At 69.4% G+C, this 23265-nt stretch carries 21 protein-coding genes; 19 read left to right on the top strand and 2 right to left on the bottom strand.

Annotation, left to right across the window (positions count from 1 at the left end):
• Positions 1-136 precede the first annotated feature (136 nt).
• Complete coding sequence (locus ACIO3R_RS12820) at positions 137-1351, bottom strand: helix-turn-helix domain-containing protein (RefSeq protein ID WP_385026567.1); 1215 nt, start codon at positions 1349-1351, stop codon at positions 137-139.
• A gap of 1277 nt (positions 1352-2628) precedes the next feature.
• Here ACIO3R_RS12820 and ACIO3R_RS12815 point away from each other — a divergent pair.
• The 17 genes from ACIO3R_RS12815 to ACIO3R_RS12735 all read left to right on the top strand — a co-directional run bounded on the left by ACIO3R_RS12815 (position 2629) and on the right by ACIO3R_RS12735 (position 19905).
• Positions 2629-3273, top strand: coding sequence for a hypothetical protein (locus ACIO3R_RS12815; RefSeq protein WP_385026570.1), 645 nt, complete (start codon positions 2629-2631; stop codon positions 3271-3273).
• 143 nt (positions 3274-3416) lie between these two features.
• Positions 3417-4892 (top strand): DUF6801 domain-containing protein, encoded by a 1476-nt coding sequence (locus ACIO3R_RS12810; RefSeq protein WP_385026573.1) that lies wholly within the window; start codon positions 3417-3419, stop codon positions 4890-4892.
• Positions 4893-4932: 40 nt separating this feature from the next.
• Positions 4933-5892: a hypothetical protein gene (locus tag ACIO3R_RS12805; RefSeq protein WP_402105497.1), complete on the top strand. Its 960-nt coding sequence runs from the start codon at positions 4933-4935 to the stop codon at positions 5890-5892.
• A gap of 652 nt (positions 5893-6544) precedes the next feature.
• Positions 6545-7540, top strand: coding sequence for an ABC transporter ATP-binding protein (locus tag ACIO3R_RS12800; RefSeq protein ID WP_402105495.1), 996 nt, complete (start codon positions 6545-6547; stop codon positions 7538-7540).
• Positions 7537-8385 carry an MlaE family ABC transporter permease gene (locus tag ACIO3R_RS12795; RefSeq protein ID WP_385026582.1) on the top strand — a complete coding sequence of 283 codons (849 nt, stop codon included), beginning with the start codon at positions 7537-7539 and terminating at the stop codon, positions 8383-8385. The genes ACIO3R_RS12800 and ACIO3R_RS12795 overlap by 4 nt, the downstream gene beginning before the upstream one ends.
• A gap of 3 nt (positions 8386-8388) precedes the next feature.
• The gene (locus ACIO3R_RS12790) at positions 8389-9192 is read left to right on the top strand and encodes an ABC transporter permease (protein ID WP_363029835.1); all 804 of its coding nucleotides are present in this window, start codon (positions 8389-8391) and stop codon (positions 9190-9192) included.
• Entirely contained in the window at positions 9192-10505 is a 1314-nt protein-coding gene (locus ACIO3R_RS12785; RefSeq protein WP_402105494.1) for an MCE family protein, read from the top strand. The genes ACIO3R_RS12790 and ACIO3R_RS12785 overlap by 1 nt, the downstream gene beginning before the upstream one ends.
• Positions 10502-11533: an MCE family protein gene (locus ACIO3R_RS12780; protein ID WP_402105492.1), complete on the top strand. Its 1032-nt coding sequence runs from the start codon at positions 10502-10504 to the stop codon at positions 11531-11533. The genes ACIO3R_RS12785 and ACIO3R_RS12780 overlap by 4 nt, the downstream gene beginning before the upstream one ends.
• Entirely contained in the window at positions 11530-12549 is a 1020-nt protein-coding gene (locus ACIO3R_RS12775; protein ID WP_385026591.1) for an MCE family protein, read from the top strand. Before ACIO3R_RS12780 ends, ACIO3R_RS12775 begins: the two co-directional genes overlap by 4 nt.
• 1 nt (position 12550) lies before the next feature.
• Positions 12551-13666 (top strand): MCE family protein, encoded by a 1116-nt coding sequence (locus ACIO3R_RS12770; RefSeq protein ID WP_402105490.1) that lies wholly within the window; start codon positions 12551-12553, stop codon positions 13664-13666.
• The gene (locus tag ACIO3R_RS12765; protein ID WP_402105488.1) at positions 13663-14823 is read left to right on the top strand and encodes an MCE family protein; all 1161 of its coding nucleotides are present in this window, start codon (positions 13663-13665) and stop codon (positions 14821-14823) included. Before ACIO3R_RS12770 ends, ACIO3R_RS12765 begins: the two co-directional genes overlap by 4 nt.
• Positions 14820-16085 carry an MCE family protein gene (locus ACIO3R_RS12760; protein WP_402105487.1) on the top strand — a complete coding sequence of 422 codons (1266 nt, stop codon included), beginning with the start codon at positions 14820-14822 and terminating at the stop codon, positions 16083-16085. The genes ACIO3R_RS12765 and ACIO3R_RS12760 overlap by 4 nt, the downstream gene beginning before the upstream one ends.
• Positions 16082-16603 (top strand): hypothetical protein, encoded by a 522-nt coding sequence (locus ACIO3R_RS12755; RefSeq protein WP_385026602.1) that lies wholly within the window; start codon positions 16082-16084, stop codon positions 16601-16603. Before ACIO3R_RS12760 ends, ACIO3R_RS12755 begins: the two co-directional genes overlap by 4 nt.
• Positions 16600-17274: a hypothetical protein gene (locus tag ACIO3R_RS12750; RefSeq protein WP_385026605.1), complete on the top strand. Its 675-nt coding sequence runs from the start codon at positions 16600-16602 to the stop codon at positions 17272-17274. Before ACIO3R_RS12755 ends, ACIO3R_RS12750 begins: the two co-directional genes overlap by 4 nt.
• Before the next feature lie 65 nt (positions 17275-17339).
• Positions 17340-17870, top strand: coding sequence for a nuclear transport factor 2 family protein (locus tag ACIO3R_RS12745; protein ID WP_385026608.1), 531 nt, complete (start codon positions 17340-17342; stop codon positions 17868-17870).
• 41 nt (positions 17871-17911) lie between these two features.
• Positions 17912-18661, top strand: coding sequence for a hypothetical protein (locus ACIO3R_RS12740; RefSeq protein ID WP_385026611.1), 750 nt, complete (start codon positions 17912-17914; stop codon positions 18659-18661).
• A gap of 23 nt (positions 18662-18684) precedes the next feature.
• The gene (locus ACIO3R_RS12735; RefSeq protein WP_402105484.1) at positions 18685-19905 is read left to right on the top strand and encodes a lytic murein transglycosylase; all 1221 of its coding nucleotides are present in this window, start codon (positions 18685-18687) and stop codon (positions 19903-19905) included.
• Between the two features lie 16 nt (positions 19906-19921).
• On the opposite strand, the gene ACIO3R_RS12730 is transcribed toward ACIO3R_RS12735, so the two are convergent.
• A complete protein-coding gene (locus ACIO3R_RS12730) occupies positions 19922-20986 on the bottom strand; it encodes an ATP-dependent DNA ligase (RefSeq protein ID WP_385026616.1) in 1065 nt (354 codons plus the stop codon).
• A 97-nt stretch (positions 20987-21083) separates the two neighbouring features.
• Here ACIO3R_RS12730 and ligD point away from each other — a divergent pair, with 97 nt between their 5' ends.
• Both ligD and ACIO3R_RS12720 read left to right on the top strand, forming a co-directional pair.
• On the top strand, positions 21084-22094 hold the full coding sequence (gene ligD, locus ACIO3R_RS12725; RefSeq protein WP_402105658.1) for a non-homologous end-joining DNA ligase: 1011 nt from the start codon (positions 21084-21086) through the stop codon (positions 22092-22094).
• A gap of 2 nt (positions 22095-22096) precedes the next feature.
• Positions 22097-23248, top strand: coding sequence for an ABC transporter permease (locus tag ACIO3R_RS12720; RefSeq protein WP_402105482.1), 1152 nt, complete (start codon positions 22097-22099; stop codon positions 23246-23248).
• Positions 23249-23265: the final 17 nt, after the last annotated feature.

Below are 23265 nucleotides of genomic sequence, written 5' to 3'. Positions count from 1 at the left end.
CGCGGTTCCGGGTTTCTCGTTGAGAACGTCTCCGTGTGGCAACCGTTTGGGAGTGACCGGGTATTTCGCCTTACCCATAAGTAAGTTGACTCGACGTGAGGTCCGTGATCCGACCTGAGACCGTTCCGCGGGACTGCTACAGGACGGATTCCTGACTCCGGGCCTGCAACTGCAGCGCCCGCAGCACCGCCTCGGTGGAGAACCTGCTCTCGGGGTCGACCAGTTGCTCGCCGAAGATGGACTCCAGGTTGCGCATGCGGTAGCGGACGGTCTGCGGGTGCACGTCCAGGAGTTCGCCCATGTGGGCCGCGGTGCCGCGGGTGTCGAGCCAGATGCGCAGGGTCTCGACCAGCCGGTCCCGGCGGGTGGCGCTGATTCCGGCGATGGGCGCCAGCTCCCGCTGGGCGAGCTGGTCCAGGAGGACCGGGTCGGACAGCAGCCACAGGGTGATGAGGTGGTCCTCGCAGAGGACGAACGGGGCGTCGTCGATGACGCCCGCGTCGACGAGTTCGAGGATTCTCCTGGCCCAGCGGATCGAGTCCGAGGCCAGAGCGGTGGGTACGGTCAGCCCGATCGCGGCGCGCGTGCCCAGGAGCGACTGGTCGAGCATGGATCTTCGGGCGTCGTCGAGGGGCCCCGGGATCAGTAAGTGCGGCTGGGGATCGCTGAGATCGGCCAGGACGTCACGGTCGGCACTGACCCGGTCGAGCCCGGCGGGAGCGCGCACCGCGACGAGAGTGACCTGCTCGGGCAGCGTCCACCCGGTCTGCTCGCACAGCTCGGCGATGGCGGTACGGGGGACGGGGCGCCCGGCCAGGATCAGGTGCAGCAGGCGCCGGCGCATCGCCTCGCCCTGCTCGCCCGTCTGTGACTGCACCTCCAGGAAGCCCTCGCGGGAGAGGGATTCGAGCTCGTCGATGTAGGTGAAGAGCGCGTCGGCGAAACTGAGCATCAGGGTCGGCGAGAAGTTGTAGCTCCGGCCCACCTTCTTCGCCCGTCGCAGCGCGACGCGGGCGCCGAGCCGGTAGGCGCCCTGGAGCGTCTCCATGGTGCGGCCTTCGTAGGCCTCGAACCGTCCGAACCGGCGGCACATGTCGTCGCGCAGCGATGTCGAGGCGGACGGCTCGGCGACCAGGTCCACGAATGACGAGAGACTCTGCTCGACGCCGACGCGAATGGCCTGCCCATTGGGCCCACTGAGCAGGCGTGCGTATTCCGGATAGGCGCGCGTGACCTCGACGCCGATCTCCTTGATGAGGCTCGGCAGTTCGGGTCGCATGATCGCGGCGAATTCCTGGGGGAGCGGCCCCAGCGGATCCCCCGTGTCCAAGGGTGAAATGACGTTCGGCATGAAGTGTCCCCTTGCTCTCCAGTGCCCGGTGGGGGGTGAGGCAGTGGGGGAAAGCGCTCCCACGAACCGACAGGTGCGTACCAAGTCCGCGATGAAGATAGACCAAGTCAGCTGTCGTGCCCACCACTTGCACAAGATCGAAGTGCAGGGGGCATACATCTCGGCCCCGTTGTGGTGCTCCGGTGCAGGTGGGGAGTGACTGCTCACTTCCGGACAATATTTTTCGGACATTTAGTTCCGAGGAGACAAGAAAGTAACCATGGGTAATGCCCGTATGGGTGCCCGCGGGTGCTGATTGCGCCGCCTCTGCGAAGCCTGTCGCCGAAGGCGTGGCCGGGTTGTGGTGTCGCCGGTCGTGGGGCGGGGCATCCGAGGGGGCCCGTGGAATGGTGAGCTCCGGTTTATCCCGCGGGCGGATTCGGCGTGGCTGAATGACTCATGGTGCGGGCGTGCCATTCGCGTGCGGCTGGTGGGGCGGGGCGGCCCGGCTCTTCTACGTCGAGGCACGCCGCGCACGGCTCCTCGCGGAGCGGGCCGGCCGGTCCGACGGCGGCGGGCCGCACGGCCGCCGGGCTCATCGCTCGGCCGATGGAATCCGCGGCGGACCGCGAAGGGTAATTCAATTTCCCGAAAATGAATCCTTCTGTGGCCTCCTGGAGTGACAAGGGGTTTTGAGCCTACGGATATCGAGCCATCCGCGCCGGGGTTCCGGGCGTCGCACCCGCATATGCCCGCCCAGTCGTCACGGTGTGCGGGCGAGGGGCTCGGTGGATGGCGCCGGGAGGGGCCGGCCCGGCGGCGCGCCCTGCGCGCCCGCGCGAAGGCCATGGGCGGCTCCGCCCAGTTCAGCGGCGCCGTACCGGGGAGCCGTCAGGCCGCGCACGGTGGCGAGATCAACGATCTTACCGGTGGGTAGGCGGCAGTGGGAGGGGTGCTCGTCGCTCCGGTGGCTACGCCTCAGGTGAGTGTATGGAGGCGGTGCGAGGGCGCGGGCCTCCGCGCAACTACTCACTTTCGGATAGAAAATCGTGGCGATCTGCTGAGTTATCGCTAAGACGGAATGGCTTTATCGAGAGGCTCGGGGAATTTCTGCGCCGGGTATTGCAGCGCTGGGCTACTGGCTCGTAACGTTCGATCCGCACGGAGTTCGATCACGCAGTCGAGTCCCTCGACTTCTGCGTTCCATGATGTTGAGCCGCCCTTGTGCCGAGCCCCTCGCCGGGTGCGGTCGCAAGGCAATCGGGTACGTCCAACTCCACATTCCGGAGGTATGTTCCGTGAGAAGCACCCTCAAGCGAGCGCTGTTCGCCACCACTGTCGCTGCGGCGGCGTTCGGTTTTGCCACCACGTCGGCCTCGGCCACCGCACTCGCGACGTGGACCGTGGCCAACCCCAGTGGCACCTTCTCCGCCTCGCTCAAGTCCGGCACCGTGGCCACCCTGGTCGACACCGCCACCAGCCAGCAGGTGGACTGCTCGACGGCGACCGCCAGCGGAACCGCGACGAGCGGGACGTACGCCACCGGTACGGGCCTCGCGAAGATCACCGCCGCGACCTTCGGATCGGCCGCCAGTCCGTGCCCCGGACCGCTCGGCTCCTCCTTCACGGCCGTGATCGCCTCGGGCTCCACCATCAGCGTCAACGGGAGCACCTACAGCGCCGGCGTCACCAAGGGCACCCTCTCGGGCGTCCGCGTCAACCTGACGGGTGACACCATCCTCGGCACCTGCAAGGCGGTGATCACCGGTTCCGCCAGCAACGTGACCTACACCAACTCCACCGGCGAACTCGACATCAACAAGGGTGCCGGCCTGAAGGTGGAGAGCGCCACCAACTGCAGCGGGCTGCTCAACGCCGGTGACGCGGCCACCTTCGACGCGACGTACAAGCTCGTCACGCCGATCACGATCACCTCGCCGTAACCGCGTCGGGCCGCTCCTGCCGGGAGAGGGTTGCGGAGCAGAGCTCGTCTCTGCTCCGCGGCCCTCTCCCGGCGGCGGCCCGTTCGCCATCCGCATCCCATGGACGAGTGCTGAGCACCGAGACGACGGCAGGTTGAGTCGAGATGAGATTCAGGACGAGTGATCCGCGGCGTGCCGCACGGGTCGCGACGGTCGGCGCGCTGGCCCTGATGACCGGTCTGATGACGGGTACCGGGGAAGCCACCGACACCCGGGTCGCGGAGGCGGACTTCGACTACACCTGTGAATCGCCCTCGGGTTCGGTACCGGTCGAGGTGAAGGCCAAGGCGGAGCTGCCGCTCACCGCGGACATCGGGACTCCGATCCAGGTCCGTGACGTGGGACTCTCCTTCACGCTGCCCCGTTCGGCCGTCTCCGATCTGCCGGGGATCGACTCGGCCCTCGTCTCGGGATCCGTGAGCGTGGTGGCGGACGTCTCGCAGCGGGGGGAGACGACGTCGGTGCCCTGGCAGGGGCTGGAGATCCCCGAAGGGCCGGTTCCCGCCGAGGGCGACCTCGAATTCGCGGCCACCGGAGACGTGCCGACGATCACGCCCAGATCCAGCGGATCCATAGGCTTCGCCCTGGGACACCTCGACGTGGGCCTGGCCTTCCGGGCCGCGGAGGGCGAGGCCACCGCCCCGTCACCCGTCGCCCTCTCGTGCACGATCGATCCCGACCAGAGCGCGGAACTGGCCGACGTGGACGTTCCTCCGCGCGGCGGGACCTCGTCGCCCGGACCCGGCACCCCTCCCGACGCACCCGGCACGTCCAGGAACAGCGCCGGCTCCAGCAGCGAACCGAAGGCCGAGGACGAACCGAAGGCCGTGCTGGGGAAGGTGAACGTGCCCCCCGACTGCACGGTGATGACGGGGCCGATCCCGCAGGTGCCGAAGGACGCGCACGGCTACATGGCGGGGTACTCCAACGTCAAGAAACTGGAGGGGGCCGCGAAGTTCATCGACCCCGGGCTGCTCCGCCTCAACCTGAACACATCCGTCTCCTTCCTCATGTGCCCGACAGGGGTGAAGAGCTGGCTCACCACCGACGGCACACTCGACTACCACGGCAAGCCGCAGATGCCGCCGGCCAAGGCCACCTTCCTCACCTTCGGCTTCATGCCGACGACGGCGAAGCTCGAGCTCACCCTTGAGGGCAGTGTCGACATCGGCACACTCGGCGACTCCGCCCCCGACCCCGACACCAGGCAGTACAAGGAGACAACGACCGCCGTCGCTCTCCTGCGGATACGCCTCTACGACGTCGACGTCAACGGGGAACCGCTGGACGTCGGAGCCAACTGCCGCACCGTGAGGCCCATGGAGCTCACGCTCGTCGGCAAGGGGAGCACCGGCACGAACGGCCCCGTCGGGTACACCGTGAAGACCGGAGGGCCGTTGACCGGCACCTCGGACGTGCCTCCGTTCGCCGGCTGCGGCGTCACAGAGGACCTCGACAGCCTCTTCACGGCGTCGGTGTCCGGCAAAGGCAATTTCACCAAGATGATGCAGTCCCCTCTGTGCGTCGAAGGCGTTCCGGCGAACTGCCCGGAGCCCAAGAAGCCCACTCCCGAACGCTGAGGGCTCTGCCACCCCGCTTCCAAGAAAGGCTGGACCATCAATGAGTGCTGCCCACAAAGGTGTCAGACCCGCTCTGCTCGCTGCGCTGGTGGCGGTGGCCGTCGGTATTCCGCTGAGCACCTCACCGGCGAGCGCCGCCTCGGCGCAGGCGATGAACGGCAACTGGGCCCCCTTCGCCCGGTGTCCGGTCGACGACCCGGCCATGCTCGCCGCGGACGGCACGACGGACATCGCGATATGCGTGTCCTCGCACTCCGAGAGCGGTTCCATCAAGCTCGGCAACACCGAGGCGACGACCGGTGCGAACGATCTCCAGTTCGGCGTGGTCCGCAACGCGTCCACCGGTGAGTCCAGGATCGTGGCGCCGGCCGGCGGCGCGATCGTCGGAGCGCCCACGGACATCCCCGGCGGTCTGCTCGGGCTCATGTGCCCCAGCGGCATTCCGGTGGTCTCCGGCATCTGCGGTCAGCTGGCCGACAGCAGCCTCAACCGGGTCGTGGCCACGGTGGAGTCGGCGGGTACGCCCAGCAACTTCGACCTGACCGCGGGGATGCAGAGCGGTAAGACGATCGTCGACATCCCGGTCCGGATTCACCTGCAGAACACGTTCCTCGGGTCCAAGTGCTATATCGGGACCACGTCCAGCCCGGTCGTGCTGCGTCCGCAGAACGTCTCGGTCCCGGCGCTGGGCAGTCAGCGTTTCGACGCCAACGGCACGCCCAACACCGCCGGTCTGCTGAACCGCCTCTCGCTGACCGGCAACGACCAGGGGGACAGCAGCTTCGCCGTTCCCGGGGTGAGCGGCTGCGGCCCCCTGACCCTCGGCGAGCTCAACTGGGCGGTGAACCTGAAGACCGCACTGCCCTCCGCGGCGGGCAACAACCACCTGGTGCTGAACGACACCGCCACTTACACGGCGGGGCTGGCCCTCCCCGGGAGCGCCGCACCCCACGCCGGCCAGGTGCTTTCCGACAACTGGCACGTAGGCGTGGCCAAGTAGTCCGTACTTCTCCATTCCCGCGCGCCCCGCCCGGAATGCCGTACCGGGCGGGGCGCAGCCATGCCTGGCGATCACGGCGCAGAGGGCGCGGCGGCCCGGAACGACTCACTTGTCGATAACCCGACGAGGGCCCTTGCTCACCTCCGTACAAAAACAACACGACCGTCAATGGACGTGCAAAAAGTTCAGGGACCGCTATTGCGAAGGCAGGTTACCGGGCCGTAGCGTCCCGGGTGAGAGTTACGGAAACGCGTCCGTAACTGTTCGTTCGATGTACTTGGAGTCCTGGTCGCGCCCCCCTTGACCCGGATTTCGTACCGGGAATGCTCGGCCCCGAACCCTCCGTCCGGGGGCGGTGCTCCCGCTGTCGGGGTCTCACGGCTCCGGCCTCCGTGGACCGGGGGCCCCGACTCGCACGCCGGAGATCTTGCGCAGATTCCGACAAAGCCGGTGCACGGCTTTGTCACTCAGTGACAAGTGATCCACACCGAGCACCTTGTTCGTCGATTTCCGCTGCTCAACGGCTTGTCCTGGCGGTTTCGGCGGACATAACGTGCGCCTCCTGGTGCATGTGTGACGAGCCGCCATTGGATTTCTCAGAGCCGGAGCGCTGACAGATGACTTCGTTCACCGACATGTCGAGGGAGGGCCGATGGGAATCGAAGTAGTCGTTGAAGGCCTTACGAAATCCTTCGGCAAACAGAACATCTGGCAGGATGTCAGCCTCACTCTGCCCGCCGGCGAAGTGAGCGTGATGCTCGGTCCTTCCGGTACCGGAAAGACCGTCTTCCTGAAATCGCTCATCGGACTGCTCAAGCCCGAGCAGGGGCGCGTGCTCATCAATGGCGTCGACATGGTGAACAGCCCTGAGCGGAAAATCATGGAGACCCGGAAGCTCTTCGGTCTCATGTTCCAGGACGGTGCGCTCTTCGGGTCGATGTCCCTCTTCGACAACATCGCATTTCCCCTGCGTGAGCACACCCGCAAGAAGGAATCGGAAATCCGCCGGATCGTCATGGAGCGGATCGATATCGTCGGACTTCTCGGCGCAGAGGAAAAACTGCCGGGCGAGATATCCGGCGGTATGCGCAAGCGGGCCGGCCTGGCCCGCGCCCTTGTCCTGGACCCGCAGATCATCCTCTGCGACGAGCCGGACTCCGGGCTCGACCCGGTCCGCACGGCCTACATCTCCCAGCTGCTCATCGACCTCAACGCGCAGATCGACGCGACGATGCTGATCGTCACCCACAACCTCGACATCGCGGCCACCGTCCCGGACAACATGGGCATGCTGTTCTGCCGCAACCTCGTCACCTTCGGGCCGCGCGAGGTGCTGCTGACCAGCGATCTGCCCGTCGTCTCCCAGTTCCTCTCCGGCCGCCGCGAAGGGCCCATCGGCATGTCGGAGGAGAAGGACGCCGCCACCCTCGCCGCCGAGGAGGTCAACGGCTTCGGGCAGGGCATCAGTTCGGCCAACGCCGCACGCACCGTGGTCCCGCAGCTGGAGCCCTCCCCGGGCCTGCCCGTACGGCAGGGCGCGCTGCGCCGCCGGGAGCGGGTCATGTCGATGATGGGGCAGCTGCCGGAGGCCGCCCGTACGGCCATCCTGAACAGCTACAGTCCCGCCGCCGGCGGTGGACGCCCGTGACCGCCCCCATGCCGGTGCGGCCCCCCGAGCCGCCCGCGGACCGGGTGCCGGAGAAGGCGCCGGAGGAGCACCGCCCGACCCGGCTGTTCGCCCCGCTGCGGGAGACGGGCAGGCTCTTCACCCTCGCCGGGACCGTGTGCCGCGAGACCTTCCGCCGGCCCTTCCAGGTGCGGGAGTTCATCGAGCAGTTCTGGTTCGTCGCCAGCGTCACCATCCTGCCCGCCGCCCTCGTGTCCATCCCGTTCGGCGCGGTCATCGCACTCCAGGTCGGCTCCCTCACCCAGCAGCTCGGCGCCCAGTCGTTCACCGGCGGCGCCAGCGTCCTCGCCGTCATCCAGCAGGCCAGCCCGATCATCGTGGCGCTGCTGGTCTCCGGGGCCGCCGGGTCGGCGATCTGCGCCGACCTCGGATCACGCAAGATCCGCGAGGAGCTCGACGCGATGGAGGTCATGGGCGTCTCGCCCGTCCAGCGCCTCGTCGTCCCGCGGGTGCTGGCGACGATGCTGGTGGCCGTCCTGCTGAACGGACTGGTCTCCGTCGTCGGCACGCTCGGCGGCTACTTCTTCAACGTGATCCTTCAGCACGGCACCCCCGGCGCCTATCTGTCCAGCTTCTCCGCCCTGGCCCAGCTGCCCGACCTGTACATCAGCGAGTTCAAGGCCCTGATCTTCGGCTTCATCGCGGGCATCGTCGCCGCCTACCGCGGCCTCAACCCGCGCGGCGGACCGAAGGGCGTCGGGGACGCGGTCAACCAGTCCGTCGTCATCACCTTCATGCTGCTGTTCTTCGTGAACATGATCCTCACGGCGATCTATCTCCAGATCGTCCCCGCGAAGGGGAGCTGACCGATGTCGATGCTCAGCTGGCTCGACCGATCCGGTGACCAACTCACCTTCTACGTACGGGCCCTGCTCTGGATCCCCAGGACCCTGCGGCGCTACCTCAAGGAGGTGCAGCGGCTCCTCGCCGAGGTCGCCTTCGGCAGCGGCGGTCTCGGCGTCGTCGGCGGCACCATCGGCGTGATGATCGCGATGACGCTGGCCACCGGTACGGTCGTCGGCCTCCAGGGGTACGCCGCGCTCAACCAGATCGGCACCGCCGCCTTCACCGGCTTCATCTCCGCCTACTTCAACACCCGTGAGATCGCCCCGCTCGTCGCCGGACTCGCGCTCTCCGCGACCGTCGGCGCGGGCTTCACCGCCCAGCTCGGTGCCATGCGGATCAACGAGGAGATCGACGGCCTGGAGGCGATGGGTGTGCGGTCCATGCCCTACCTCGTCACCACCCGCATCATCGCCGGGGTCGTCGCCATCGTCCCGCTGTACGCGATCGGGCTGCTCTCCTCGTACGTCTCCTCCCGCTACGTCACCGTCCTGTTCAACGGGCAGTCGGCCGGCACCTACGACCACTACTTCAATCTCTTCCTCTCCCCGCAGGACGTGCTGCTGTCGGTGCTGAAGGTGCTGATCTTCAGCGTGATGGTGATCCTCGCGCACTGCTACTACGGCTTCCACGCCACCGGCGGTCCCGCCGGGGTGGGGGTGGCGGTCGGCCGGTCGGTGCGCAACGCGATCGTGCTGATCAGCGTCACCGACTTCTTCCTCTCGCTCGCCATCTGGGGCGCCACGACGACCGTGAAGGTGGCCGGCTGATGAACACCCGGACCACGCGGACCGCCCGCCGCAGACTCGCCGGAGTAGCCCTCCTGCTCGTGCCCGCCGTACTCATCTGGGTGTCGATAGCCGTGTACAACAAGGACTTCACCGACGACGCGACGGTGACGGTACGGACCGGAAGCGTCGGCAACGAGATGCACGACAACGCCGACGTGAAGCTGCGCGGCGTCGTCATCGGCCAGGTCCGCGACATCACGGCCGACGGCGAGGGCGCCCGCCTCACCCTCGCGATCAAGCCCGGCCGGCTCGACCGGATCCCGGCCGACGTCACCGCCCAGATGCTGCCCACCACCCTGTTCGGCGAACGGTTCGTGGCGCTCGTGCCGCCCGCCGTACCGTCCGCGCGGACGCTGCGGGCCGGGGCCGTCATCCCGCAGGACCGCTCCAGCAACGCCATCGAGCTGGAAGAGGTCCTCGACAACGTCCTGCCGCTGCTGACCGCGGTACAGCCGGCGAAACTCTCCGCCACCCTCAACGCGGTCTCCCAGGCCCTGCGGGGACGCGGCGAGAAGCTCGGCGACACCCTCGTCAGGCTCGACGCGCACCTCCAGAAGTTCAACCCCCAACTCCCCACGCTCAACGCCGACATCAAGGAACTCGTCAAGGTGAGCAGGGTGTACGGGGACGCCGCGCCGGATGTCCTGGACGCACTCACCGACTTCACCACCACCAGCGGCACCCTCGCCGACCAGCAGGCGGAGCTCGCCGACCTCTACGGCTCCACGACCTCCTCCGCGCAGGACCTCACCTCGTTCCTCCAGGAGAACAAGGACAACCTCATCCGGCTCTCCGCCACGGGCAGGCCGACGCTGGAACTCCTCGCGAAGTACTCCGACGAATTCCCCTGCACCCTGCGGACCGTGGCCGGATTCGTCCCCGCGATGGACAAGGCGCTCGGCAAGGGCACCGGACAGCCCGGCCTCCACGTCACCGTCAAGTCCGTGAAGTCCAAGGGGAAGTACGTCTCCGGCAAGGACGCCCCGGTCTACGACGCGACCGGCGGACCGCACTGCTACTCCGTGCCGTACGTCGGTACGACCGAGCCGACGGCCGCCGGACGCGCGGCCGCCTCCCCGGCCCCCGGCGACAGGACGGCCGCGGACCAGCCGACCGGCACCGGAGCCAGTGCCACGGACACCTCCCTCGGCATGCCCAACTCCCCGCAGGAGAGCCGGCTCGTCAACGAGCTGGTCGCTCCCTCACTGAAAGTCCAGCCGCAGACCCTGCCCGACTGGAGCAGCGTGCTCATCGGTCCGGCCTTCCGCGGCGCGGAGGTGAAGCTCAAGTGAAGCGCCGCTCCCTCGCGGGACCGCTCGCGAAATCGATCGTCTTCATCCTGGTGACCGTCCTGGCCACCACCGTCCTGGGGCTGTCCATCGCCAACACCGGGGTCGGTGACACCACCACGTACAAGGCGAGGTTCACCGACGCCACCGGGCTGCTCGTCGGCGACAGCGTACGGATCGCCGGGGTCAAGGTCGGGCAGGTCGAGTCCATCAAGGTCGCGGACAGGCGGCGCGCCGAGGTGGGCTTCGCCGTCCGCAAGGGACGCAGCCTCCCCGCCTCCGTGACCGCGTCGATCAAGTACCTCAACATGGTCGGGCAGCGCTACATCGACCTCGACCAGGGCGCCGGGCCGGTCGGCCGGAGCTTCGCCGCCGGAGCGACCATTCCGCTCTCACGCACCACACCGGCCCTCGACCTGACCCAGCTCTTCAACGGCTTCCAGCCGCTCTTCGAAGGACTGTCCCCGCCCGACGTCAACCAGCTCGCCGGCTCCATCGTCCAGGTGCTCCAGGGCGAGGGCGGCACCGTCGACAGCATCCTCCAGCACGTCGGTTCACTGACCACCACGGTCGCGGCCAAGGACAAGGTGATCGGCGAGGTGATCAAGAACCTCAACACGCTCCTGAAGACCGTGAACGACCGGGAGGCCGGCTTCAACGACCTCGTCGACACGCTCCAGCAGCTCGTCACGGGCTTCTCCGGCGACCGCAAGCCGCTCGGACAGGCGGTCACCGCGATGGGCGCGCTCACCACCGTCACCGCCGACCTGCTCCAGGACGGACGCAAGCCCCTCAAGGACGACATCAAGGAACTCGGCCGCCTCTCCGACCAGTTGGGCAAGGGAACTCCGCAGATCGAGAACTTCCTGAAGAAGACCCCCGCCAAGATGGAGGCGATCGGCCGGCTCGCCTCGTACGGGTCCTGGCTCAACCTCTACCTCTGCGAGGCCAAGGTCAGCGGTGTGAGCACCGAGGACGGCAGCGAGCCGCCCACCGGCATCGCGATCACCCAGCCGAGGTGCCTGGCATGAGAATCAAACCCCTGCGGGAACGCAACCCCGTAGCCATCGGCATCGCCGGACTCCTCGTCCTGGCCCTCATCGGCTTCGGCGCCTACCGTGCCGACTCGCTGCCCTTCATCGGCGGCGGCACCACCTACACCGCCGACTTCACCGAGTCCGCCGGGCTCGGCGACGGCGACGAGGTACGGATCGCCGGCGTCAAGGTCGGCGAGGTCACCGGAGTCTCGCTCGACGGCGCCAAGGTCAAGGTCAGCTTCCGGGTCAAGGACGCCTGGATCGGCAACTCCTCCACCGTGGGCATCGCCATCAAGACCCTGCTGGGCGACAAGTACCTCGCCGTCGACCCGCTCGGCACCGGGCCCCAGGACCCGGACCGGCGCATCACCGCGAGCCGCACCACCTCCCCGTACGACGTCACCCAGGCGTTCAACGGACTCGGCGAGACCATCGGGGAGATCGACACGAAGCAGCTCGCCAAGAGCTTCGAGACGATCTCCGCCACCTTCAAGGACTCGCCGCCCGACGTGAAGAGCGCCGCCGACGGGCTCTCCGCACTCTCCAGGACCGTCTCCCAGCGGGACGCCCAGCTGGCCACGCTCCTCAAGGGCAGCAAGCAGCTGACCCGGACCCTCGCCCACAAGAAGAGCAGCTTCGAGACCCTGCTGGAGGACGGCAACCTGCTCCTCGGCGAGATCCAGGCCCGCCGCGACTCCATCCATCTGCTGCTCACCGGCACCCGCGACCTCGGCACCCAGCTCACCGGCCTGGTCGCGGACAACAACAAGCAGCTGAAGCCCACCCTGGCGTCGCTCGGCCGGGTCACCGCCGTCCTGGTCAAGAACCGCAAGAGCCTCGACAAGGTGCTGTCGCTGGCGGGTTCGTACAACCGGCTCGTCGGCAACACCCTCGGCAACGGCCGCTGGCTCGACAACTACGTCTGCGGGGTCGTCCCGAGGAACTACCTCCCCGCCGGCACGCCCCCGGCCACCGGATGCATGCCACCCAAGCAGCAAGGCGGCCGCTGACATGAGAATCACGCGCATCGTCGGCATCGGCGCCGGACTCGCCGTCGTGGCTGTCGCGGCCACCTCCGGTGTGATGGCGATGGACGACGAGGGGAAGACTACGGTCACCGCCTACTTCGACCAGGCCACCGGCGTGTACGCCGGATCGGACCTGCGGATCCTCGGAGTGAAGGTCGGCACCGTCGAGTCGGTGCGGCCGAAGGGCGAGGAGGTCGAGGTCAGGCTCCGCCTCGACAAGGGCGTCAAGGTGCCCAAGGACGTGCACGCCGTGGTCGTCGCCCCCAGCCTGGTCGCCGACCGGTACGTCCAGCTCGCCCCCGCGTACAAAGGGGGACCGGTGCTGGCGGACGAGGCCGAACTGCCCGCCTCGCACAACGCGACCCCGGTCGAGGTCGATCAGCTGTACGCCTCCATCACGGAACTCTCCACCGCGCTCGGCCCCGACGGGGCCAACTCCGACGGCGCGCTGGCGAAGCTCCTGGACACCGGGGCGAAGAACCTCGACGGCAACGGAAGGGCGATCGGGAACTCCATCGAGCAGTTCGGCAAGGCGACGAAGACCCTCGACAAGAGCAGTGGGAACCTCTTCGACACCCTGTCCTACCTCCAGACCTTCACCACCATGCTGAAGGACAACGACGGCAACGTCCGCGAGGCCGAACAACAGCTCAACTCGGTCACCGGATTCCTGGCCGACGACAAGAAGAACCTCAGCGCGGCCCTGAAGGAACTGGGCACCGCCCTCGGCCAGGTCAAGACCTTCATCAAGGACAACCGCGGCGCCCTCAAGGCGAACGTGGACGCCCTGGTGCCGGTCACCCAGGCCCTGGTCGACCAGCGGGCCTCGCTCGCCGAGTCGATGGACACGCTGCCGCTCGCCGCGGACAACGTGATCAAGGCCTACGACCCGTTGAACCGCACCATCAACGGCCGTACCAACCTCAACGAACTCTCCATGGGCGGACCGCTCACGGACGAGTCCATCGGCCTGAGCGGACTCTCGCCCGTGGACGCCGCCCGTCAGGAGGCGCTGCCGTCGCTGCCGCTGCCTGCCGTGGGCACCGTCTACGGCACCCCCGAGAAGACCGCCACGCAGAAGAAGGGGGCGAAGCGATGAACCGCGTCCTGCGCCGGCCCGGCGCCCGCGCGACCGGCGTCGCCGCCGTGCTGGCGGTGGCCGTCGGCCTGGCCCTGATCGTCACCACGGTCGACCTGCCGACGTTCACCGGCATCGACCAGGTGCCGCTGCCCGGCGGCGCGGACCTCGGCGACCACCCGTACGAGATCACCGCCGAGTTCGGGGACGTGCTCAGCCTCGCCCCGCAGTCCTCGGTGAAGGTCAACGACGTGGCCGTCGGCCGGGTCACCAAGATCTCGCTCGCCCCGGGCAGCTGGAACGCCAGGGTCACCATGCGGGTCAACGGCAGGATCAGGCTCCCGGCCAACGCCTACGCGCACCTGGAGCAGTCCAGCCTGCTCGGGGAGAAGTACATCCAGCTCTCACCCCCCGCATCCGGTACCGCCAAGGGCGCCCTCGCCGACGGGGACCGCATCCCGCTCACCCGGACCAACCGGAACCCGGAGGTCGAGGAGGTGTTCGGGGCACTGTCGATGCTCCTCAACGGCGGCGGCATCGAGCAGCTGAAGACCATCACCACCGAGCTCAACAAAGCACTGGCCGGACAGGAACCCCAGGTCCGCTCCATGCTCAGCCGGGTCAACACCCTCGTCACCAACCTGGACGACCACAAGGGGGACATCACCGACGCCCTCGACGGCGTCAACCGGCTCTCCGCCACCCTCGCCACCCGCAAACGGGACGTCGGCACGGTCCTCACCAAGCTCAGCCCCGGCATGAAGGTCCTGGAGAAGCAGCGCGGCTCGCTCATGACCATGCTGCGCTCGCTCGACACGCTCTCCACCGTCGCCGTCGACACGGTGAACAAGAGCAAGGCCGACATGGTCGCCGACCTCAAGGCCCTCACCCCCACTCTCCGGGCCCTCGCCGACTCCGGCCAGGACCTGCCCGACTCGCTCCAGGTCCTGCTGACCTACCCGTTCACCGACGAGGTGCTGAACGGAGTGAAGGGCGACTACCTGAACGTGTACCTGGACGTGACGGCCCTGCCCGGCACCCAGATCATTCCGCCGCTCGACCCGGGCGGCACCACACCCCCGGCCGTCCAGGGCAGCACCGCCCAGAAGTCCGGCGCGGCACTGCCGCTGCCGCTTCCCTCGGTCACGGGACCGGCCACGAAGGGGAGCACCCGATGATCACCCTGGCCATCCGGCTCAAGAACATCGCCTTCCTGATCATCGCGGTGCTCGTCCTCGGCTACCTCGGCGTGCGCTACGCCGACCTCGGCCACTACGTCGGCATGCGCGGCTACTACACCGTCAAGGTCCAGCTCCCGCAGACCGGCGGCCTCTTCACCCATTCCGACGTCACCTACCGGGGCGTGTCCGTGGGCCGGGTCGGGCCGATCGAGCTCACCGACGACGGCGTGGAGGCCGAACTCCGCATCGAGAAGGACTCCCCGCCCATCCCGGACGCCCTGAAAGCCGTCGTCGCGAACCTCTCGTCGGTCGGGGAGCAGTACGTCGATCTGCGGCCGACCCGCACCGAGGGCCCGTACCTGGCGAACGGCTCCGTCATCGACCAGGCCGACACCACGATCCCGGCCCCCGTCACCGACGTACTCACCAGCGTCGACGATCTCGCCGGCTCCGTCGACCTGGAATCCCTGCGCACGGTCGTCGACGAATTCGGCACCGCCTTCGAGGGGCGCGGCGACGACCTCCAGGTACTGCTGGACACCAGCAGCGACTTCGTCCAGGCGGCCGACGACGCACTGCCCGTCAACACCCGGCTGATGATCGACGCCGAGACCGTGCTGCGCACCCAGGCCGAACAGGGCGACGCGCTCAAGGGCTTCGCGTCCGGCGCCAAGGAACTGGCCGCCGAACTCAAGGGGTCCGACACCGACCTGCGCAGGCTGATCGCGGTCGCCCCCGACGCCACCGGCCAGATCAGCGGACTCCTGCGGGACCTCGACCCGAGCTTCGGAGTCGTCGTCGCCAACCTCCTCACCACCTCGGACGTCGCCGTCACCCGGCAGCGCGGACTGGAGGAACTGCTCGTGAAGGTCCCCCAGGTCGCGGCCGTGGGCTCCAGCGCCGTCGACGAGAACGGTGCCCGGTTCGGTATGTCCGTCACCTTCTTCGAGCCGCTGCCCTGCACCTCCGGCTACGGCGGTACGACCTACCGCAACGGGCTCGACGTCACGGCCGGCCCCGCCCTCAACACCAAGGCCCGCTGCACCTCCTCGCCCGGAACGGGCGTCAACGTCCGGGGCAGCGCGAACGCGCCGAAGGGCGGGCCCTTGCCCGCCCCGGCCAAGCCCGGCTCGATGCTGCTCGGTGACGGCAAGTCGGCGGACCGGCTTCCCGGGGCGCTCGGTGTCACCCCCGACGCCGCCCCGGCCGCAGAGGGCATGGCCGGTCTGCTGGGTCTCGGCCAGAAGGACGGCTCATGACATCGCGTACGAGGACCTCGATCGGCTGGGCCGTACTGCTCGCCTCCGTACTGGTCTGCGCACTCGGCGGCTGGTCGTACGCGCGGGCGCGCGGCGACGACGACCTCGCGTACGCCAAGAGCCGGGATGCCGCGCTGGCCGACGGGAGAGCGCACCTCGCCCGGCTCAACAGCCTGGACGGCAAGGACGCCAAGAGCGTGGACGCCGGCCTGGGCAGCTGGCTCCGGTCCTCGACCGGACCGCTGCACGAACAGCTGAAGCGCACCCGGACCAAGGACGCGAGCGAGCTGACGAAGTCCGGCTCCACGGCGAAGGGGAAGGTCACCGACGCGGCGCTCACCGCGCTCGACGACCGGACCGGTACGGCACAGATGATCGCGACCGTCGATGTCCAGGTCACTCCGCGCACCGGGAAGGGCGGCGCAGAACGCAAGCGTTTCGAGGCCACCCTCGCCCGGACCGCGGACGGCTGGAAGGTCAAGGCACTGACGGCGATACCGGTCGGGAGCGGCACATGAAGCGGCAGGGAGGGACGACGGTCGTGACCACCGGCACGGAGGTGGAGGACGTCGGGGAACTCGGGGCGACCGAGGACGGGGAACGCCCGCAGGAGCCGGGAACGGAGCCGGCCGGAACGGACGGCTCCGGGAGCGGCGGGGCCGCGCAGGACGGACCCGCATCCGGCACGGGCCGCCGCCGGCTGCGCCTTGTGGCAGGGGTACTGGTGGTGGCGCTGCTCGCGGCCGGTGGCGGACTCTTCGTCATGGGCCGTCAGCTGCGCGACACCCCCGCCACCTCCAACCTGGCGCTCACCGACAGCGAGGCGACCACCCGGGTCGCGGGAGACGTCACCAACGCGCTCGGCAAGGTCTTCTCCTACAGCCCCTCGGCCACCGCCGTCACCAAGGAGTCCGCGAAGCAACTGCTGGCGGGCAAGGCGCTCCAGCAGTACGCGGCGCTGTTCGGCCAGGTCGAGAAGCAGGCCGCCGACCAGAAGCTCACCCTCACCACCCATGTCGTACGCGCCGGGGTGACCCGGCTGAGCCACGACAGCGCCCATCTGCTCGTCTTCCTCGACCAGGTCTACGAACGTCAGGGGAAGACCGCCAGCACGGCGGCGGCGCAGCTCTCCGTCACCGCCCGACTGCGGGACGGACGCTGGACGATCATCGAGATCACCTCCAGATAGCGCGGTACGGACCCACCGAACACGCACAGCACGACACAGCACAGGGCCGGCAGGGAGAGGCAGCAATGGCACGGGTACGGATGACGAGGAATCCGCTGGTGGCGGCGGCGATCGTGCTGACGGTCGCGGCGGCCGGCGCGGCGGGCTGGGGCGGAGTGTCCCGGTACCAGGCGTCGCACGACGACTCGGCGGCGTACGCGCAGACCCGCGACGACGCGCTGGCCGCGGGCGAGCAGGCGGTGCAGAACATGAACACGCTCGACCACCAGAAGCTGGCCAAGGGGCTCGACAGCTGGGAGGACTCCACCACCGGCGACCTGCACCAGCAACTCGTCGACGGTCGGGACGCGTTCGTGAAGCAGATCCAGGAGGCCAGGACCGTCAGCACGGCGAAGGTGCTGTCCGGCGCCGTCACGGAGCTCGACGACCGGGCCGGCCGGGCCGGGGTCATGGTGGCGCTACGGGTGACCGTGACCGCGCCGAAGGGCAAGCCCGCGGTGAAGGAGAGCCGGATGCTCGGGCAGCTCACCCGTACCTCCGAGGGGTGGAAGCTCAGCGCCCTCGGTCAGGCGCCCGTCGGCAACACGGCCGGCTGACGCCACCGACTCCCACCCCGCACCGAGAGGATTCCCCGGACATGTCGACGACCCGTCACCTCGTCAACCGGCAGCGCCGCCTGGCCACCGTCGCCGCGGCGGAACGCACCGCCACGACCACCACCGTGCCCAGGCCCGCCGAGCCGGACACCGAGCCCGGCGAGGCCGGGCAGGAGAGCGCCACGCCTGCCGGCGCGGACAGCCCCGATACCGAGGCCGAGGCCGGACCGGAGGGGAAGCCGGAGCAGGAGGAGCCTGGGTCGGGCCGGCCGCCGCGTCCGCGGGTCTCGCTGCCCGCCGTCCTGTGCGTGCTGACCGTGCTCCTCGGCTCCTTCGCCGCCTGGGCGTTCACCTCGGCGGGCAGTCTGCGCGACGACCCGAGCCGGCAGAACACCGCCCTCACCGACATCAGCCGCACCAGCGAGGTGAAGGGGCAGATCACCGAGGCGGTGGGCGCGGTGTTCTCGTACAACTACGCCTCGCCGGCCAAGGCCGACACCGCGGTGAAGACCTACCTGGTGGGCAAGGCGGTCCAGCAGCACAAGGACATGCTGGCCGACGTACGGGCGCAGGCGCCCAAGCAGAAACTCGTCCTCACCACGACCGTCACCGAGAGCGGTGTGCAGGTGCTCGACGGCGACCGGGCCCGGCTGCTGATCTTCGCCGACCAGAGCAACACCCGTACCGGCAAGTCGGAGGAGACGACGTACGCCGCGGCGATGTTCGCCGTGGACGCGGTGCGCCGGGGCGGCACCTGGCGGATATCGGCCATCGACACGTTCTCCCGGTGACCCCGGGGGAGAGGAGAGCACGCATGAGGTTCAACGGCACCATGCGCCGCGGACTCGGTGGCACCGCAGCCGCCGTCGCCGCGATGGCAGCGCTCACCGCCTCCCAGGGGCCGGGGCTCGTGGCGCACGAGGAGACGCGGGAACAGCGCCAGGAGACCGACGAGGTCAGGTGGTCGGAGGTACCCAACGACGACTCGTACCACACCGAACTGCCGCCTCTGAAGAGCCCGGAGCCCCCGAAACCGGGCGTCAAGCAGAGCCGGGCCGTCACCGCCTCGTGGGCCGAGGCGGGGATTCCGGCCACGGTGCTCGCCGCCTACCGCAAGGCGGAGAGCTCGCTGCGACGCAGCGACCCGGGCTGCGGGCTGCCGTGGCAGTTGCTGGCGGCCATCGGCAAGGTCGAGTCCGGGCACGCGGGCGGCGGCAGGATCGACGCCCGGGGCACGACGCTCTCGCCGATCCTCGGACCGGTGCTCAACGGCGCGGGATTCGCCAACATCCCGGACACCGACGGCGGGGCGTACGACGGGGACAAGACCTTCGACCGGGCGGTCGGCCCGATGCAGTTCATCCCCTCGACCTGGGCGCACTGGGGGAGGGACGGCAACGGTGACGGGCGCAGCGACCCGAGCAACGTCTACGACGCGGCCCTGGCCGCCGGGGCCTACCTCTGCGCCGGGCCGCGCGATCTGAGGACAGGGGCGGACCTCGACCGGGCGATCCTGAGCTACAACCACTCCGACACATATCTGCGTACGGTGCTGTCCTGGCTGGAGTTCTACCGCAAGGGCACCCATCCGGTCACCGACGGCCAGGGTCCGGTGCCCAGGAGCCCCGGGGCCGGGAGCCCGAACGAGCCCAAGCGCCCCGTGGGCGGACCGGGTGACGGCAACGGCGGCGGCATCGAGGTCGGCCCGCAGCCCGGCCACACCAGGACCCCGACGTCCCCGGCCCCCTCGCCCGGCGATTCGGGCTCGCCGGACCCCGGCGGCTCCACCGACCCGGGCCCCTCGCCCGATCCGACCGACAGCGGATCCGCCACTCCCGGTCCCGGCACCAGCCCCGGCCCGTCCACCACTCCGGACCCCGAGCCGAGCACCACCAAGCCGGCTCCGGGCTGCGAGACGGACTCCCCGTCGCCGGACCCGGAAGACACCACCGGGGCCACGGAGTCGCCGTCACCCGATCCGAGCACGACCCCCGAGCCCTGCACGACGCCCTCGGTGCCGCCGGCCGCCGACTGACACCGGCCCGTCCGGCTCAGCCGCCGGCCGACAGCACCGCGGCCAGGTCGTACCGCACCACCTCTTCCAACTGCGCGTACGTGCAGCTGCCGGGGGTGCGGTCCGGCCGCCACCGGCGGAACTGGGCCGTGTGCCGGAACCGGTCACCCTCCATGTGGTCGTACGCCACCTCGCAGACCCGCTCCGGGCGCACCGGCACCCACGACTGGTCCTTCTTGCCGGACCACCGGCTCGGGTTGCCGGGCAGCCGGGCGTGCTCGTGCGCCCCGGCGTCCTGCCAGGCCCCCCACGGATGGCCGGAGAAGTCCGTGAGCAGCGGCTCCAGTTCGGTGACCAGCTCCGCGCGGCGCTTCATCGGGAAGGCCGCGCAGACCCCCACGTGCTGGAGGGCACCCTCCTCGTCGTACAGGCCGAGCAGCAGCGACCCGACGACCGGGCCGCTCTTGTGGTGGCGGTAGCCCGCCACCACGCAGTCGGCGGTCCGCTCGTGCTTGATCTTGTACATCACCCGGGTGTCCGGCCGGTAGGGCAGATCGAGCGGTTTGGCGACGACCCCGTCGAGCCCGGCACCCTCGTACTGTTCGAACCACTCCTGGGCGACGGCCGGGTCGGTGGTCGCCGGGGCGAGGTGGACGGGCGCGGAGGCGCCGGACAGCGCGGCCTCCAGCACCGTTCTCCGTTCCGACTGCCGCGCGCTCAGGAGCGAGTCGTCGCCCACCGCGAGGATGTCGAAGGCCACCAGACTGGCCGGGGTCTGCTCGGCGAGCAGCCGTACCCGGGAGTCGGCGGGGTGGATGCGCTCGCTCAGCCGGTCGAAGTCGAGCCGTCCCTCGTGCGCGACCACGATCTCGCCGTCGATCACACAGCGGGCCGGCAGATTGTCCCGGACCGCGGTGACCAGCTCCGGGAAGTAGCGGGTGAGCGGCTTTCCGGTGCGGCTGCCGATCACCACCTCGTCGCCGTCCCGGTGCACGATCGCCCGGAAGCCGTCCCACTTGGCCTCGTACTGCATGTCCGGCGGGATCCGGGACACGGACTTGGCGAGCATCGGCTTCACGGGCGGCATCACCGGCAGGTCCATGCCCCGATTGTGGACCGTCCGGCGACCGGAGTCTCCCGATATGCGGCATATGTGTGCCCCGCCTACCGTGGCCGACATGGCAGCAGCGGGCAAAGCGATGGAGCTGGACGCGGGCGGACGGCCCGTCCGGCTGTCCAGTCCGGACAAGGTCTATTTCCCGGACAAGGGCTACACCAAGAGGGACGTGGCCGAGTACTTCCTGGCCGTGGGCCCCGGCATCACCCGCGCCCTGCGCGACCGGCCGACCACCCTCCAGCGCTTCGTGGACGGGGTCGAGGGTGAGTTCTTCTACCAGAAGCGGGCTCCGAAGAACCTTCCCGAATGGATCCCCACCGCCCGTATCGCCTTCCCCAGCGGCCGTCCCGCCGACGAGATCTGCCCCACCGAGGTGGCCGCCGTCATCTGGGCCGTCAACCTGGGAACGCTCACCTTCCACCCGTGGCCGGTCCGGGGCGGTGACACCGACCATCCCGACGAACTGCGCATCGACCTCGACCCCCAGCCGGGCACCGACTACGCCGACGCGGTGCGGGCCGCCCACGAGCTGCGCTCCGTACTGGACGACCACGGACTGCGTGGCTGGCCCAAGACCTCCGGCGGCCGCGGTATCCATGTCTTCGTCCCCCTTGCGGCCCACTGGACGTTCACCGAGGTCAGGCGGGCGGCCATCGCGGCGGGCCGCGAGCTGGAACGCCGGATGCCGGACCGGGTGACCACCGCCTGGTGGAAGGAGGAGCGCGGCGAGCGGATCTTCGTCGACTTCAACCAGACCGCCAGGGACCGCACGATCGCCTCCGCCTACTCCGTGCGTCCCCGCCCGCACGCCCCGGTCTCCGCGCCCCTGCGCTGGGAGGAGATCGACGACGCGGAACCGCGCGACTTCGACATCCGGACCATGCCGGTGCGGTACGCGGAAGTGGGCGATGTGCACGCGGACATGGACGAGCACGCCTTCCGGCTCGACCGGCTGCTGGAGCTCGCCGACCGCGACGAGCGGGAGCGCGGGCTGGGCGACCTGCCCTACCCGCCGGAGTACCCGAAGATGCCCGGCGAACCGAAACGGGTCCAGCCGAGCCGCGCCCGCCACGACGAGGGCGGCGAAGGATGAGCATGCCCGATCCGACGACACCGGGTCCCGACCCCGACCCCACCACTCCCGACCCCACGACTCCCGACCCCGGCGCGACTGAGTCAGGATCCCGCCCCGCCCCGCCGCACGGAGCGCACGGCCGACCGCCGAGTGCCGGCCGGAGATGGGCGGCGTACAAGAAGTCGCCCTACCTCCCGGCGACGGTGATCATGCTCATCTGCGCGGCCGCCGCAGGGCTCTTCGCCGGCTCCTACACGTACGCGATGGCCAATCCGACCCCGCACCGGATTCCGGCCGCCGTGGTCAGCCAGCCGGACACGGTCCGCGGCAAGGAGTTCGTGGCCGCGATGGACAAGGCCCTGGACGCCTCGCTGGTCATCCATGTCTTCGCGACCCCCGCCGAGGCGCGCGAGGCGCTGGAGGACCAGCAGGTCTTCGCGATCGTGCGGGCCGACAGCCGGGGGGCGTCACTCGACGTGGCCGGCGCCTCCGGGGCCGCCGTCGCCCAGGTGCTCGCGCAGTCCGCCGTGAAGGTGGGGCACACGCTCGGCATCCCCGTCTCCGTCACGGACGTCAAACCGCTCCACAAGGGCGATCCGCGCGGACTCGCGCTCTTCTACATCTCGCTCGCCGCCGTCATCATCGGCTTCGTCAGCTCCATCCAGCTGAACGTGCACGCCAGTGGGCTGCGGCCGCTCGAACGGATCGCGTTCACGGTCGCCTACGCACTGCTCGGCGGGTTCTGCATCGCCGCCGTGGTGGACTGGCTGCTGAACTCCGTCGATCTGCCGTTCTTCGAGTCCTGGCTGATCCTGGCGCTCACGATGTTCACCACGGGCATGGTCTTCCTCATGTTCAACACGCTGTTCGGGCGCTGGGCCATGATCCCGACCTGGGGTCTGCTGGTGCTCCTGGGCAACCCGTCCTCCGGCGGAGCCGTGTCCTGGCCGCTGCTGCCCTCGGTGCTCGGGCACATCGGACGCTGGCTGCCACCCGGCGCGTCCGTCAATGCCCAGCACACCGCCGTCTACTACCAGGGGCATCAGCGGATCTTCCCGTTCCTGGTGCTCGCGGGCTGGGCCCTGGTCTCCGGCGCGGTCTTCTGGGTGGGTACCCACCGGAAGCAGGGAGGCCGCGACCACATGCCTCAGCATGCGGCCGCGGCCACCTGAACCACTCCCGGCCGTGG

It is taken from the genome of Streptomyces sp. NPDC087428 (genome assembly GCF_044744085.1).
Classification (GTDB): domain Bacteria; phylum Actinomycetota; class Actinomycetes; order Streptomycetales; family Streptomycetaceae; genus Streptomyces.
The sequence above is the reverse complement of the archived record's forward strand: the minus strand, read 5'-3'. Positions and strand labels throughout refer to the sequence as shown.

Coding starts and splice junctions, on each gene's coding strand:
- ACIO3R_RS12820 (WP_385026567.1), bottom strand. CDS start 1,351: ATGCCGAACGTCATTTCACCCTTGGACACGGGGGATCCGCTGGGGCCG.
- ACIO3R_RS12810 (WP_385026573.1), top strand. CDS start 3,417: ATGAGATTCAGGACGAGTGATCCGCGGCGTGCCGCACGGGTCGCGACG.
- ACIO3R_RS12805 (WP_402105497.1), top strand. CDS start 4,933: ATGAGTGCTGCCCACAAAGGTGTCAGACCCGCTCTGCTCGCTGCGCTG.
- ACIO3R_RS12800 (WP_402105495.1), top strand. CDS start 6,545: ATGGGAATCGAAGTAGTCGTTGAAGGCCTTACGAAATCCTTCGGCAAA.
- ACIO3R_RS12790 (WP_363029835.1), top strand. CDS start 8,389: ATGTCGATGCTCAGCTGGCTCGACCGATCCGGTGACCAACTCACCTTC.
- ACIO3R_RS12785 (WP_402105494.1), top strand. CDS start 9,192: ATGAACACCCGGACCACGCGGACCGCCCGCCGCAGACTCGCCGGAGTA.
- ACIO3R_RS12775 (WP_385026591.1), top strand. CDS start 11,530: ATGAGAATCAAACCCCTGCGGGAACGCAACCCCGTAGCCATCGGCATC.
- ACIO3R_RS12770 (WP_402105490.1), top strand. CDS start 12,551: ATGAGAATCACGCGCATCGTCGGCATCGGCGCCGGACTCGCCGTCGTG.
- ACIO3R_RS12765 (WP_402105488.1), top strand. CDS start 13,663: ATGAACCGCGTCCTGCGCCGGCCCGGCGCCCGCGCGACCGGCGTCGCC.
- ACIO3R_RS12760 (WP_402105487.1), top strand. CDS start 14,820: ATGATCACCCTGGCCATCCGGCTCAAGAACATCGCCTTCCTGATCATC.
- ACIO3R_RS12755 (WP_385026602.1), top strand. CDS start 16,082: ATGACATCGCGTACGAGGACCTCGATCGGCTGGGCCGTACTGCTCGCC.
- ACIO3R_RS12750 (WP_385026605.1), top strand. CDS start 16,600: ATGAAGCGGCAGGGAGGGACGACGGTCGTGACCACCGGCACGGAGGTG.
- ACIO3R_RS12745 (WP_385026608.1), top strand. CDS start 17,340: ATGGCACGGGTACGGATGACGAGGAATCCGCTGGTGGCGGCGGCGATC.
- ACIO3R_RS12740 (WP_385026611.1), top strand. CDS start 17,912: ATGTCGACGACCCGTCACCTCGTCAACCGGCAGCGCCGCCTGGCCACC.
- ACIO3R_RS12735 (WP_402105484.1), top strand. CDS start 18,685: ATGAGGTTCAACGGCACCATGCGCCGCGGACTCGGTGGCACCGCAGCC.
- ACIO3R_RS12730 (WP_385026616.1), bottom strand. CDS start 20,986: ATGGACCTGCCGGTGATGCCGCCCGTGAAGCCGATGCTCGCCAAGTCC.
- ligD (WP_402105658.1), top strand. CDS start 21,084: ATGGAGCTGGACGCGGGCGGACGGCCCGTCCGGCTGTCCAGTCCGGAC.
- ACIO3R_RS12720 (WP_402105482.1), top strand. CDS start 22,097: ATGCCCGATCCGACGACACCGGGTCCCGACCCCGACCCCACCACTCCC.